Raw genomic sequence first — 13582 nt, forward strand, 5'->3', positions numbered from 1 at the left:
GCGGCTTTTGATGCTGGGTTTCCGATGTTCAAGATGGAGTTGGCGATGCGCGATCGACTGTTGGCTGCGGAGAAGGTTAAGGCCATCGATTGGCGAGACGACGCTCTGTACCTGCTGGACCAGCGGGTACTGCCGTTCGAGGAAGTCTGGCACCGCTATACCACTGCCGAGGGAGTCGCCGAAGCGATTCGCACGATGGTGGTGCGCGGCGCACCGGCTATCGGTATCAGCGCCGCCTATGGTGCGGTGCTGGGTGCGCGTGCGCGGATTGCCGAAGGTGCAGACTGGTATCCGGCACTGGAAGAGGATCTGCAATTGCTCGCCGATTCGCGGCCGACAGCCGTGAACCTGTTCTGGGCGCTGAACCGGATGCGTGATCGTCTGATGCGCGTGAAGGACGGCGACGATCCGCTTGCAGCCCTCGAGGCTGAAGCCGTGGCGATTCACCTGAGTGATCGCGAGGCCAATCTGACCATGGCGCAACTGGGGGCCGACCTGATCCGCAGGCATCAAGGCAACCTGCAGACGGTGCTCACTCACTGCAATACCGGAGCGCTGGCCACCGGCGGCTTCGGCACTGCGCTGGGCGTGATTCGTGCCGCGCATCTGGAAGGCATGATCGAGCGGGTCTACGCCGATGAAACGCGGCCCTGGCTGCAAGGGTCGCGGCTCACCGCATGGGAGCTGGCCAATGAAGGCATCCCGGTGACCTTGAACGCAGACTCTGCCGCCGCGCATCTCATGCGTACCAAAGGCATCACCTGGGTCATCGTCGGGGCTGACCGCATCACCGCAAATGGCGATGTGGCGAACAAGATCGGCACGTATCAGCTTGCCGTGGCCGCCATGCATCATGGCGTGCGCTTCATGGTGGTGGCACCGAGTTCGACCATCGACATGGAGATGGCCAGCGGCGATGACATCATCATTGAAGAGCGCGACGGTCGCGAACTGCTCGAAGTGGGCGGTCAGCGGGTCGGTGCCGAGGTCGAGGCCTTCAATCCGGTGTTCGATGTAACACCGGCGGACCTGATCGATGCCATCGTGACCGAAAAGGGCATCGTCGAGCGTCCTGATACCGCCCGCATGGCTCAATTGATGAGCCGCAAGCACCTTCACTGATGCTGCACGGCCTGCCTGACGCCGCTGTGCAATGCGGCTGGGCGGGCCTGTAAGCGTCTCTCAGGCGTCCTGTGCGTAGATGGCTCGTTTTCAGCGCCTGCAAAGGATGTGAGCGCCTCGGCGATTGTGGTAATATCCGGCGGTTATCGGGGGCACTGGTTGTAGCCGCCCACACTGCATAGATTCATGGCATAACTCGTTGATTTGTCGTAAGTCGCTGCCTGCAAATGCTGGCAGCGGCGAGCTTCGTATACCCCGAATGGGTTTGCGAGGTTTCACCAGAAAAAGGAATCAGGCTTCTCATGGGCGAACTGGCCAAAGAAATCCTCCCGGTCAATATCGAAGACGAGCTGAAGCAGTCCTACCTCGACTACGCGATGAGCGTAATCGTCGGTCGGGCACTGCCCGATGCACGCGATGGCTTGAAGCCCGTGCACCGGCGCGTGTTGTTCGCAATGAGCGAGCTGGGTAACGACTGGAACAAGCCGTACAAGAAATCCGCCCGTGTGGTTGGTGACGTGATCGGTAAGTATCACCCGCACGGCGATACGGCTGTTTACGACACCATTGTTCGTATGGCTCAGCCATTCTCGCTGCGTTACCTGCTGGTAGACGGCCAGGGTAACTTCGGTTCCGTCGACGGTGACAACGCTGCGGCCATGCGATACACCGAAGTGCGCATGACCAAGCTGGCTCACGAGCTGCTGGCCGACCTGCACAAGGAAACCGTGGACTGGGTGCCGAACTATGACGGCACCGAGATGATCCCTGCGGTCATGCCGACCCGTATTCCCAATCTGCTGGTCAACGGTTCCAGCGGTATTGCCGTGGGCATGGCGACCAACATTCCGCCGCACAACCTCGGTGAAGTCATTGACGGCTGCCTGGCGCTGATCGACAACCCCGAGTTGACGGTCGACGAACTGATGCAATACATCCCGGGCCCGGATTTCCCGACTGCGGCGATCATCAACGGTCGCGCGGGCATCATAGAAGCCTATCGCACGGGGCGTGGGCGCATTTACATGCGTGCCCGCTCCATCGTCGAAGACATCGACAAGGTCGGTGGTCGCCAGCAGATCGTCATCACCGAACTGCCTTACCAGCTTAACAAGGCGCGTCTGATCGAGAAAATCGCCGAGCTGGTCAAGGAAAAGAAACTCGAAGGCATCACCGAGCTGCGCGACGAGTCCGACAAGGACGGTATGCGTGTGGTCATCGAGCTGCGACGTGGCGAAGTGCCCGAGGTTGTTCTCAACAACCTTTACGCCCAGACCCAGCTGCAAAGCGTTTTTGGTATCAACATCGTTGCCCTGATTGACGGTCGTCCACGCATCCTGAACCTCAAGGACCTGCTGGAAGCCTTCGTTCGTCACCGTCGTGAAGTGGTTACCCGTCGTACCGTGTTCGAGCTGCGCAAGGCACGCGAGCGTGGCCATATCCTTGAAGGTCAGGCCGTTGCGTTGTCCAACATCGATCCGGTCATCGCCCTCATCAAAGCCTCTCCGACACCTGCCGAAGCCAAGGAAGCGTTGATCAAGACGCCTTGGGAGTCGAGCGCAGTGGTCGAAATGGTCGAGCGGGCCGGTGCCGATTCATGCCGCCCCGAGAACCTCGATCCGCAATACGGTCTGCGTGAAGGCAAGTATTTCCTGTCGCCGGAACAGGCTCAGGCCATTCTGGAACTGCGTCTGCATCGCCTGACCGGTCTGGAGCACGAGAAACTGCTGGGCGAGTACCAGGAAATTCTCAATCAGATCGGCGAGCTGATCCGCATCCTGAACAGCGCAACGCGGCTGATGGAAGTGATCCGCGAAGAGCTGGAACTGATCCGCTCCGAATACGGCGATGCCCGTCGTACCGAAATTCTCGATGCACGTCTGGACCTGACCCTGGGTGACCTGATCACCGAGGAAGAGCGTGTGGTCACCATCTCTCATGGCGGTTATGCCAAGACTCAGCCACTGGCGGTCTATCAGGCTCAGCGCCGTGGCGGCAAGGGCAAGTCGGCCACCGGCATCAAGGATGAGGACTACATCGCTCACCTGCTGGTCGCCAACAGCCACACCACGCAGCTGATGTTCTCCAGCAAGGGCAAGGTCTACTGGCTCAAGACCTACGAGATTCCGGAAGCGTCCCGCGCTGCCCGTGGTCGTCCGTTGGTCAACCTGTTGCCGTTGAGCGACGGCGAATACATCACCACCATGCTGCCGGTCGACCTCGAAGCCATGCGCAAGCGTGCCGATGAAGAAGGCGAGGCTCTGGAAGGCGAGCTGGACGACGCGGAAAACAGCAGCGAGACCGAAGAAGAGCGCAAGGCCCGTATCAAGGCCGCCGACAAGAAGAAAGCTCCGTTCATCTTCATGTCCACCGCCAACGGTACTGTCAAGAAGACCCCGCTGGTTGCATTCAGCCGTCAGCGCAGCTCGGGCCTCATCGCCCTCGAGCTGGACGAAGGTGACATCCTGATCTCTGCGGCCATTACCGATGGCGAGCAGGAGATCATGCTGTTCTCCGACGGTGGCAAGGTGACACGCTTCAAGGAATCCGACGTACGCGCTATGGGTCGTACCGCTCGCGGTGTTCGCGGCATGCGTCTGCCAGAAGGGCAGAAGCTGATTTCGATGCTGATCCCGGAAGAGGGCAGTCAGATCCTGACCGCTTCCGAACGCGGCTACGGCAAGCGTACGGCCATTTCCGAGTTCCCCGAGTACAAGCGCGGTGGCCAGGGCGTCATCGCCATGGTCAGCAACGAGCGTAACGGTCGTCTGGTCGGCGCGGTTCAGGTGCTCGATGGCGAGGAAATCATGCTGATTTCCGACCAGGGCACGCTGGTTCGTACCCGCGTCGGCGAGGTCTCCAGTCTTGGGCGTAACACTCAGGGCGTCACCCTGATCAAGCTGGCCAGCGACGAGAAGCTGGTTGGCCTCGAGCGCGTTCAGGAGCCGTCGGAAGTCGAAGGCGAAGAGCTCGAGGGTGAGGAGATCGTTGATGGCGTCATCGTCGATGTCACCGAAGTGGACGATGCAGGTGAAGACCTGCAGGCGGATGCTGCGTCAGACGAAGACGAACCACAGAACTGAGCGATAACGTAAATCAGGTAAGGGCTGGCTCGTCTGTGCATGCATCTGCATTCCAGGCAAGTCCAGCCCTTGCGGCATTCGGCCAGCCCTGCAGCCGGATCAGAATTCCCGCAAGGAGCTATCGGTCGCTGCGGCGGCTGTCTGCTCGTGGCAAGCAACCCGAAACAAGCGCGTACAGACCCAACGTATTTGACGAGAGTGGATATGAGCAAGCGAGCCTTTAACTTCTGCGCAGGTCCTGCTGCGCTTCCTGAAGCTGTTCTGCTGCGTGCCCAGGCGGAACTCCTCGACTGGCACGGCAAAGGCCTTTCCGTCATGGAAATGAGCCACCGCAGTGATGAGTTCGTCTCCATTGCCACCAAGGCCGAGCAGGATCTGCGCGATCTGCTGTCCATCCCCTCGAATTACAAAGTGCTGTTCCTGCAAGGGGGCGCGAGCCAGCAGTTTGCTCAGATTGCACTGAACCTGCTGCCGGAAAACGGCAAGGCCGATTACATCGATACCGGGATCTGGTCGCAGAAGGCTATCGACGAGGCGTCGCGTTACGGCGCAATCAACGTCGCGGCCAGCGCCAAGGCCTACGATTACTTTGCCATTCCCGGCCAGAACGAGTGGAAGCTGTCCAAGGACGCGGCTTACGTCCACTACGCGCCAAACGAAACCATTGGCGGCCTGGAGTTCAACTGGATTCCGGACGCCGGCGACGTGCCGCTGGTTGCCGACATGTCGTCGGACATCCTCTCGCGTCCAGTGGATATCTCGCGTTTCGGCATGATCTACGCCGGTGCCCAGAAGAACATCGGCCCCAGCGGCATCGTGGTGGTGATCATTCGCGAAGACCTGCTGGGTCGCGCGCGCTCGCTGTGCCCGACCATGCTCGACTACAAGGTCGCGGCCGACAATGGCTCGATGTACAACACGCCGCCGACCCTGGCCTGGTACCTGTCCGGGCTGGTCTTCGAATGGCTCAAGGAGCAGGGCGGTGTCGAGGCGATCGGCAAGCTTAACGATATCAAGCAGCGCACGCTGTATGACTTTATCGACGCCAGCGAGCTGTACAGCAACCCGATCAACAAGCCTGATCGCTCGTGGATGAACGTGCCGTTCCGTCTGGCGGATGATCGCCTCGACAAGCCGTTCCTGGCCGGTGCCGATGCAAATGGGCTGCTCAACCTCAAAGGCCATCGCTCGGTGGGCGGTATGCGCGCGTCCATCTACAACGCGGTCGATATCAACGCGGTCAACGCGCTGGTGGCCTACATGAAAGACTTCGAGAAGGAGCACGGCTGATGTCCGAGCAAGAACTCAAGGCGCTTCGCGTCCGTATCGACAGCCTCGATGAGAAGGTCCTGGAACTGATCAGTGAGCGAGCTCGCTGTGCCCAGGAAGTGGCCAGGGTGAAGATGTCCTCACTGGCAGAAGGCGAAGCGCCTGTGTTCTATCGCCCAGAGCGGGAAGCTGCTGTGCTCAGGCGAGTCATGGACCGCAATCGCGGACCGTTGAGCAACGAAGAAATGGCGCGTCTGTTCCGCGAAATCATGTCTTCCTGTCTCGCGCTGGAGCAGCCGCTCAAGGTCGCCTATCTTGGCCCTGAGGGGACGTTCACCCAGGCCGCCGCGATGAAGCATTTCGGGCACGCAGTGATCAGTCTGCCGATGGCTGCAATTGACGAAGTGTTTCGCGAAGTGGTCGCCGGTGCCGTGAATTTCGGCGTGGTTCCGGTGGAAAACTCCACCGAAGGCGCGGTCAATCACACCCTCGACAGCTTTCTTGAACACGACATGGTGATCTGCGGCGAAGTCGAACTGCGCATTCACCACCATCTGCTGGTGGGCGAAAGCACCAAGACCGAAAGTATCACGCGTATCTATTCCCATGCCCAGTCACTGGCCCAGTGCCGTAAATGGCTGGATGCCCATTACCCGAATGTCGAACGAGTGGCGGTAGCCAGCAACGCCGAAGCCGCCAAACGGGTCAAGGGGGAGTGGAACTCGGCGGCTATCGCTGGCGATATGGCGGCAGGTCTGTACGGCCTGACCCGTCTGGCGGAAAAGATCGAAGATCGTCCCGACAACTCCACACGCTTTCTCATCATCGGTAATCAGGAAGTCCCGCCGACCGGTGATGACAAGACCTCGATCATTGTTTCGATGAGCAACAAACCGGGCGCTCTGCATGAGCTGCTGGTGCCCTTTCACGAAAACGGCCTTGACCTGACGCGAATCGAAACCCGGCCTTCGCGCAGTGGCAAGTGGACCTATGTGTTCTTCATTGACTTCGTCGGGCACCATCAGGACCCGCTGGTCAAGGCCGTGCTGGAAAAGATCAGCAGCGAAGCGGTTGCCTTGAAGGTGTTGGGCTCCTACCCGAAAGCGGTTCTCTGAGGGCGTGGTCCATGATCCGTTTGTTTTTCACCTTGTCGGGCTGTCAGGTATGTTCGCGTGGTTGATGTGATTTCAGAACAGTCCGTACGGCCTGTGATCGGTCGCCTGGTCGTAGTCGGTCTGGGGTTGATCGGCGGCTCTTTTGCCAAGGGTGTGCGTGAAAGCGGCCTGTGTCGCGAGGTGGTCGGTGTCGATCTTGATCCGCAATCGCGACAGTTGGCGGTTGAGCTGGGTGTTGTGGACCGTTGTGAGTCCGATCTTGCCGCCGCCTGTCATGGCGCCGACGTGATCCAGATGGCGGTTCCCATCCTGGCGATGGAAAAGCTGCTTGCGCTGCTGGCACCGATGGATCTGGGTAACGCAATCCTGACCGATGTCGGCAGCGCCAAGGGCAATGTGGTCAGGGCTGCGCGCCAGGCATTCGGCCACGTGCCGCCGCGTTTCGTGCCGGGCCACCCGATTGCCGGGTCCGAACAGAGCGGCGTCGAGGCGTCCAACGCAGCGCTGTTTCGGCGTCACAAGGTAATTTTGACCCCGCTGGCTGAAACCGATCCTCACGCGGTGACCATCGTCGACCGGTTGTGGTCCGCGCTGGGTGCCGATGTCGAGCACATGCAGGTCGAGCGTCACGACGAAGTGTTGGCTGCGACCAGCCATCTGCCGCATTTACTGGCATTTGGTCTGGTCGACTCGCTGGCCAAGCGTAATGAAAACCTGGACATATTCAGGTATGCCGCTGGCGGTTTTCGTGACTTCACTCGGATCGCAGGCAGCGACCCGACCATGTGGCATGACATCTTCATGGCCAATCGTGAAGCGGTACTGCGCACGCTGGACAGCTTTCGCACCGATCTCGACGCCCTGCGCGACGCAGTGGATGCCGGCGATGGCGCGCAGTTGAAGGATGTATTCACTCGCGCTCGTGCAGCCAGGGAGCACTTTGGCAGGATCCTGGCCAGTCGTGCCCGTGTCGATACAGTGCCCGGCGACCATCGCGACATTCGCAGTGTGTCGGCGGATGGCGTCAGTCACCGTATCAAAGGGCCGGTGGATGTTACCTCTGCAGTGCTGTTCATGGTCGCCACGTCGATCAGCGAAGGGTGTGACTTGCTGCTTGAGGACGTTCCCGTCAACGCCCTGTGTGAGGGGGCAATCGACATCCTGCGCCTGATGGGCGGGGACATTGTGCTGCAGAATGCCCGCAACACGGCGAGCGGGCCGGTCGCCGACCTGCATGTCCGCTCGGCGCAGCTCAAAGGCGCCGATATCCCGGATGCGCTGGTGTCGCTGGCGATCAGCACGTTTCCGGTGCTCCTTGTTGCCGCAGCATGTGCAGAAGGGCGTACCATTCTGCGCGGCGCACAGGCGTTACAAGCCGATGAAGCGGAATGCGTCAGGCTGATGGCCGATGGTTTGCTGGCTCTGGGTATCGAGGCCGAGCCTGTGCTGGATGGCATCATTATCGAAGGCGGTGTGCCGGATGGCGGCGAGGTTGATGCGCGCGGCGATCAGCGTATCGTCATGGCGTTCAAGGTTGCATCGTTGAGGGCTTCGGCGCCCATCCGTATTCAAGCGTGCGCGGATGCCGCCGCATTGTTTCCCCATTTTCTGGCGCTGTGCGCTCAAGTCGGCATGCGTGTAGCGCAAGAGGACAAAAAGTGAAAATCAAAGCTCCCGTTATCACCATCGACGGACCCAGCGGTTCCGGAAAGGGCACTGTAGCTGGCTTGCTGGCCAGAAAACTGGGCTGGTGCCTGCTTGATTCCGGTGCGCTGTATCGCCTGCTGGCCTTTGCCGCACGCAATCATGGCGTCGACCTGACCAATGAAGAGGCGCTCAAGCTTCTGGCCGCTCATCTGGATGTCCAGTTCGAAGCGACTGCGGCAGGGCAGGGGCAGCGCATCATTCTTGAAGGCGAAGATGTTACCCACGCCATTCGCAACGAGCAGATAGGCAGCGGCGCTTCGCAGGTCGCCTCGCTACCGGCGGTGCGCGACGCCCTGTTGTTGCGCCAGCGTGCTTTTCAGGAAGAGCCAGGCCTGGTCGCGGATGGGCGCGACATGGGCACCGTGGTGTTTCCGGATGCCCCGCTGAAGATATTCCTCACGGCCAGTGCCGAGGAGCGTGCACGTCGGCGTTACTTGCAGTTGAAGGCCAAGGGCGATGATGTTAGTCTGTCGAGTCTGCTAGATGAGATATGTGCACGCGACGAGCGTGACACCCAGCGAGCGGTAGCACCGTTGAAGCCGGCGCACGACGCCATACAGCTGGATTCCACCGAATTGTCCATCGAACAGGTGCTGGAACGCATTCTGAGCGAAATCGCGCTTCGCGGTATTGCCGGGTGACGAAGAAGCATGCGGGAGACCAGTCATAGTCCCGCAGGCTTTCTTTTACTTGAACGAAACCCACGTTGTCTGGAGCGTGGCAGATGGGCGTATCCTTCGCCCTTGATCAACAGGAATTAAAATGAGCGAAAGCTTTGCAGAACTTTTTGAAGAAAGCCTAAAGACCCTCAACCTTCAGGCCGGTTCGATCATCACCGCTATCATCGTGGATATCGATTACCAGGCAGGTTGGGTTACGGTTCACGCCGGTCTGAAATCTGAAGGCCTCATCCCGCTGGAACAGTTCCACAACGACGCTGGCGAGCTGACCATCAAGATCGGTGATGAAGTTCACGTTGCGCTGGACGCGGTCGAAGATGGCTTTGGCGAAACCAAGCTGTCCCGCGAAAAAGCCAAGCGTGCCGAGTGCTGGATCGTTCTGGAAGCGGCTTTCGCGGCTGAAGAAGTGGTCAAGGGCGTTATCAACGGTAAGGTTAAAGGCGGCTTCACTGTCGACGTTAACGGCATCCGTGCGTTCCTGCCTGGTTCTCTGGTTGACGTCCGCCCTGTGCGCGACACGACTCACCTGGAAGGCAAAGAGCTCGAGTTCAAGGTCATCAAGCTGGACCAGAAGCGCAACAACGTTGTCGTTTCCCGTCGCAGTGTCCTGGAAGCCGAGAACAGTGCCGAGCGCGAAGCTCTGCTCGAGTCCCTGCAGGAAGGTCAGCAAGTCAAAGGTATCGTCAAGAACCTCACCGATTACGGCGCATTCGTCGATCTGGGTGGCGTCGATGGCCTGCTGCACATCACCGACATGGCCTGGAAGCGTATCAAGCATCCATCGGAAATCGTCAACGTTGGCGACGAGATCGATGTAAAGGTCCTGAAATACGATCGCGAGCGCAATCGTGTTTCCCTGGGTCTGAAGCAACTGGGTGAAGACCCATGGGTTGCTATCAAGGCTCGCTACCCGGAAAGCACTCGCGTTACCGCGCGTGTCACCAACCTGACCGACTACGGCTGCTTCGCAGAACTGGAAGAAGGCGTGGAAGGCCTGGTACACGTTTCCGAAATGGACTGGACCAACAAGAACATCCACCCTTCGAAAGTCGTTCAGGTTGGCGACGAAGTGGAAGTCATGGTTCTGGACATCGACGAAGAGCGTCGTCGTATCTCCCTCGGCATCAAACAGTGCAAATCCAACCCGTGGGAAGATTTCTCTGGCCAGTTCAATAAGGGCGATAAAATCTCCGGCACCATCAAGTCGATCACCGATTTCGGTATCTTCATTGGTCTGGACGGCGGCATCGACGGTCTGGTTCACCTGTCCGACATCTCCTGGAACGAAGTGGGCGAAGAAGCCGTACGTCGCTTCAAGAAGGGCGACGAGCTCGACACCGTGATCCTGTCTGTTGATCCTGAGCGTGAGCGTATCTCGCTGGGTATCAAGCAACTGGAAAGCGATCCGTTCTCCGAGTACGTCACTGTCAATGACAAAGGCGCTATCGTTCGCGGTACCGTTAAAGAAGTTGATGCCAAAGGCGCTATCATCACCTTGGCCGACGACATCGAAGCGACTCTGAAAGCTTCCGAAATCAGCCGTGACCGCGTTGAAGACGCGCGCAACGTTCTGAAAGAAGGCGAAGAGATCGAAGCGAAGATCATCAGCGTTGACCGCAAGAGCCGCGTAATCAGCTTGTCCATCAAGTCGAAAGACGTTGAAGACGAGAAAGAAGCCATTCAGAGCCTGCGTAGCAAGCCTGAAGTCGCTGAAAGCACTGGTCCTACCACCATTGGTGACCTGCTGCGCGCGCAAATGGAAAAACAGAACTAAGTTCTGCTTCTCCACAAAAAAGGACGACTTCGGTCGTCCTTTTTTATTTCCGTTGCTCAAGCCTCACAGACCCGTACATTACGAATGTCGGCGGTAGGCACAGCATAGCCCGCTAAATGCCCTCAGTAGCCTCTCAAGACCGTCCTGTTTTCTTTGATTGCTCCAGCTCTGTTCCAAGAGGGTTCGGCTGTAATGCGGGTGTAATCTGCTCATGCCCTGTAGACAGGGTTGAACATAAGTCAATAGATGGGCTGTTCAAAATCATCCGGTCATGCTAAAACCTTCCAAGCGCTGATCTAGCTGCTTGAAAAAGAAGGGAAAAATATGACGAAGTCGGAGTTGATCGAACGAATTGTCACCCATCAAGGGCTGCTCTCATCCAAGGATGTCGAGCTGGCCATCAAGACCATGCTTGAACAAATGTCCCAGTGCCTGGCGACCGGTGACCGAATCGAAATTCGGGGTTTTGGCAGCTTTTCGCTGCATTATCGTGCACCGCGAGTAGGGCGCAATCCGAAGACCGGTCAATCGGTCAGCCTCGACGGCAAGTTTGTCCCACATTTCAAGCCGGGCAAGGAGCTGCGAGATCGGGTCAATGAGGATGAAGAAGAGGGCTTTTAAAGCCATCCACCACAGGATCACCAGATGCGTATTTTCAAACGAGTCATTTTGATCGTCGCCCTATTGCTTGCTGTTTTGGCAACAACTGTATTCGTGCTCGAAAACCGGCAATCCGTTGCGGTGACCTTTTTTGGCTGGTCAGCGCCTCAGCTTCCTTTGGCATTACCCGTAGTCCTTGCTTTGCTTCTGGGCATGGTTATCGGTCCGGTGCTGACGTGGATAGCCAGCTTCCGTAAAAAACGTACGCCTTCCCCTCGCTCCGTCTGAGCAGCGCAGATCAAGTGTCGCCGGAGGCATTCCTGGCGGCGTGATAGTGCGCATTCTTCACGCCCTCGTACTCAATGAGGTTGCATGCATTGTTTTGCAGTCAGCCTGCACTCCATGCATGTTTCCGTTTTTATCAAAATACAGGCCTTATAGTTGAGTCAGTTTAGTCCTCTGCTTTATAGGGGATAGTTACTTCTCTATGTAGGAATATTCTCTTTTTTAATTTGATCTCCCATTCTAAAGGGCTGGCGAGTAGTCTTCACTGACAGCATTTTTTGTTGTTGTTCTGAAGGCCTTATGTCAAGTCTTGAAAATAAGCCGTTCACGTGCAGAATGCGCCCAAACTACTGTCCAGATCCGAAGCCGGATGTTGCAAACATCAAGTACAGGCTGGCAAGAAAAGGTAACTGCATGTCTTATCCGGAAATCATTCATCACGGTGCTGTCGATACGGTGACGGGCTCTTGCCATCAGCTGAGCATGGACGCATCAAGTAGTCTGTTGATCGACTGTGGGTCGGTGCAGGAACGCGGCGAGCGTGCAGGGCCTGTCTCGTTCGGGTTAGACCCAGTGAGCATCAGGGCGCTACTGATTACCCATGTCCACAATGATCATGTCGGGCGTATTCCCGAGTTGCTGGCATCCGGTTACAAGGGGCCCATATTGTGCAGCGAGCCCAGCGCTCATCTGTTGCCACTGGTTATGGAGGACCTCTTGAAGATCGATTTTGCACACGACCCCGGGCAGGTCGAGCGCTACCTGGAAGTCATCAACAAGCGAATCATCGCCCTGCCATTCGATAACTGGTTCAGCCTGGTGGACCATGAGTCGCTGCGCTGCCGGGTTCGGTTGCAGCGTGCCGGACACATACTGGGGTCGGCCTACATAGAGTGCGATCTGCAATACCCTGCACAAGAGCGTTCGGTCAGTGTGGTCTTTTCCGGTGATCTTGGCGCAAGCCATACCCCCTTTCTGCCTGCCCCGAAGTCTCCCGGGCGTGCAGATGTGCTGATTCTTGAAAGCACCTATGGCGATCGTCTTCATCAGGATCGCAGCATTCGCCAGCAAGCGCTCGAGCGGATCATAGACAAGGCGCTAGAAGATAACGGCACTGTTCTGATACCGGCTTTCAGCATCGGTCGTACTCAGGAATTGCTCTATGAGCTGGAAGATATTCTGCAGCGTAAAATGCTGTCGAATCATTCGGCTGAACCTCGCGGGCATGTGGGTGGAGAAGAAGTGCCGACTGCTGATTGGTCAAGATTGCCGATCATCCTCGATTCTCCGTTGGCCAGCCGTTTCACAAAGGTCTATCAGTCATTCGAAGACTATTGGGACGAACATGCCCGGTTGAAGCTGGACGTCGGCAGAAAGCCGTTGGGCTTTCAGCAGCTGATTACCATCGATACGCATGAGCAACACCTGCGCACGGTCAATTACCTGTCCAGCACTGCGCGTCCGGCCATTGTTATTGCCGGCAATGGCATGTGTGCGGGAGGCAGAATTGTCAATTACCTGAAAGCCATGCTGGGCGACACTCGTCATAACGTGGTGTTTGTCGGTTATCAGGCCAAGGGAACGCCAGGTGCGGCCATTCAGTTACATGGTCCGCTGGGTGGCTATGTCGAGCTGGATCGCGAGCGCTTTTATATTCGTGCCGGCATCCATACCGCCAAAGGCTATTCTGCGCATGCGGATCAGGCCGAGCTGGTGGAGTTCGTCACAGGTATGAACCAATGGCCAGCGCAGATCCGGCTGGTACACGGCGAGGCCGCTGCGAAAAGGGCGCTGGGGAATATTCTGAATCGCAAATATGCGCTGGAAAAAAGAGCCCTGGAACTGCTTATACCCTGACAGTGTGCCGGGCACGCTAGTTACCGGCTGGGCGGGTAATAAAATCCACTGTCTGCACCGGAGCCAGATAAGCGTGTGTCACTCCGGGCA

The 13582-nt window shown here is 57.9% G+C and carries 10 protein-coding genes; all 10 read left to right on the plus strand.

Going from position 1 to position 13582, the window contains the following annotated elements; genetic code table 11:
- The first annotated feature begins 45 nt into the window (after nt 1-45).
- The gene (mtnA, locus tag ALO80_RS15460; protein ID WP_055009619.1) at nt 46-1122 is read left to right on the plus strand and encodes an S-methyl-5-thioribose-1-phosphate isomerase; all 1077 of its coding nucleotides are present in this window, start codon (nt 46-48) and stop codon (nt 1120-1122) included.
- A gap of 302 nt (nt 1123-1424) precedes the next feature.
- A complete protein-coding gene (gene gyrA, locus ALO80_RS15465; RefSeq protein ID WP_055009620.1) occupies nt 1425-4205 on the plus strand; it encodes a DNA gyrase subunit A in 2781 nt (926 codons plus the stop codon).
- A gap of 204 nt (nt 4206-4409) precedes the next feature.
- On the plus strand, nt 4410-5495 hold the full coding sequence (gene serC, locus ALO80_RS15470) for a 3-phosphoserine/phosphohydroxythreonine transaminase (RefSeq protein ID WP_055009621.1): 1086 nt from the start codon (nt 4410-4412) through the stop codon (nt 5493-5495).
- A complete protein-coding gene (gene pheA, locus ALO80_RS15475) occupies nt 5495-6589 on the plus strand; it encodes a prephenate dehydratase (protein WP_055009622.1) in 1095 nt (364 codons plus the stop codon). The genes serC and pheA overlap by 1 nt, the downstream gene beginning before the upstream one ends.
- Before the next feature lie 57 nt (nt 6590-6646).
- Complete coding sequence (locus tag ALO80_RS15480) at nt 6647-8251, plus strand: prephenate dehydrogenase/arogenate dehydrogenase family protein (RefSeq protein WP_055009623.1); 1605 nt, start codon at nt 6647-6649, stop codon at nt 8249-8251.
- The gene (gene cmk, locus ALO80_RS15485) at nt 8248-8937 is read left to right on the plus strand and encodes a (d)CMP kinase (RefSeq protein ID WP_010433630.1); all 690 of its coding nucleotides are present in this window, start codon (nt 8248-8250) and stop codon (nt 8935-8937) included. Before ALO80_RS15480 ends, cmk begins: the two co-directional genes overlap by 4 nt.
- Before the next feature lie 121 nt (nt 8938-9058).
- Entirely contained in the window at nt 9059-10750 is a 1692-nt protein-coding gene (gene rpsA, locus ALO80_RS15490) for a 30S ribosomal protein S1 (protein WP_054987887.1), read from the plus strand.
- A gap of 324 nt (nt 10751-11074) precedes the next feature.
- Nucleotides 11075-11371 carry an integration host factor subunit beta gene (ihfB, locus tag ALO80_RS15495; RefSeq protein ID WP_002554561.1) on the plus strand — a complete coding sequence of 99 codons (297 nt, stop codon included), beginning with the start codon at nt 11075-11077 and terminating at the stop codon, nt 11369-11371.
- A gap of 24 nt (nt 11372-11395) precedes the next feature.
- The gene (locus ALO80_RS15500; RefSeq protein WP_055009624.1) at nt 11396-11638 is read left to right on the plus strand and encodes a lipopolysaccharide assembly protein LapA domain-containing protein; all 243 of its coding nucleotides are present in this window, start codon (nt 11396-11398) and stop codon (nt 11636-11638) included.
- 411 nt (nt 11639-12049) lie between these two features.
- Nucleotides 12050-13492: an MBL fold metallo-hydrolase RNA specificity domain-containing protein gene (locus ALO80_RS15505; protein ID WP_055009625.1), complete on the plus strand. Its 1443-nt coding sequence runs from the start codon at nt 12050-12052 to the stop codon at nt 13490-13492.
- Nucleotides 13493-13582 lie beyond the last annotated feature (90 nt).

It is taken from the genome of Pseudomonas caricapapayae, assembly GCF_001400735.1.
Classification (GTDB): Bacteria; Pseudomonadota; Gammaproteobacteria; order Pseudomonadales; family Pseudomonadaceae; genus Aquipseudomonas; species Aquipseudomonas caricapapayae.

Bases quoted from the DNA above. Each gene is read 5' to 3' on its own strand.
- ihfB (WP_002554561.1), top strand. From the start codon at position 11,075: ATGACGAAGTCGGAGTTGATCGAACGAATTGTCACCCATCAAGGGCTG.
- rpsA (WP_054987887.1), top strand. From the start codon at position 9,059: ATGAGCGAAAGCTTTGCAGAACTTTTTGAAGAAAGCCTAAAGACCCTC.
- serC (WP_055009621.1), top strand. From the start codon at position 4,410: ATGAGCAAGCGAGCCTTTAACTTCTGCGCAGGTCCTGCTGCGCTTCCT.
- pheA (WP_055009622.1), top strand. From the start codon at position 5,495: ATGTCCGAGCAAGAACTCAAGGCGCTTCGCGTCCGTATCGACAGCCTC.
- ALO80_RS15505 (WP_055009625.1), top strand. From the start codon at position 12,050: ATGTCTTATCCGGAAATCATTCATCACGGTGCTGTCGATACGGTGACG.
- ALO80_RS15500 (WP_055009624.1), top strand. From the start codon at position 11,396: ATGCGTATTTTCAAACGAGTCATTTTGATCGTCGCCCTATTGCTTGCT.
- mtnA (WP_055009619.1), top strand. From the start codon at position 46: ATGCGCGATCGACTGTTGGCTGCGGAGAAGGTTAAGGCCATCGATTGG.
- gyrA (WP_055009620.1), top strand. From the start codon at position 1,425: ATGGGCGAACTGGCCAAAGAAATCCTCCCGGTCAATATCGAAGACGAG.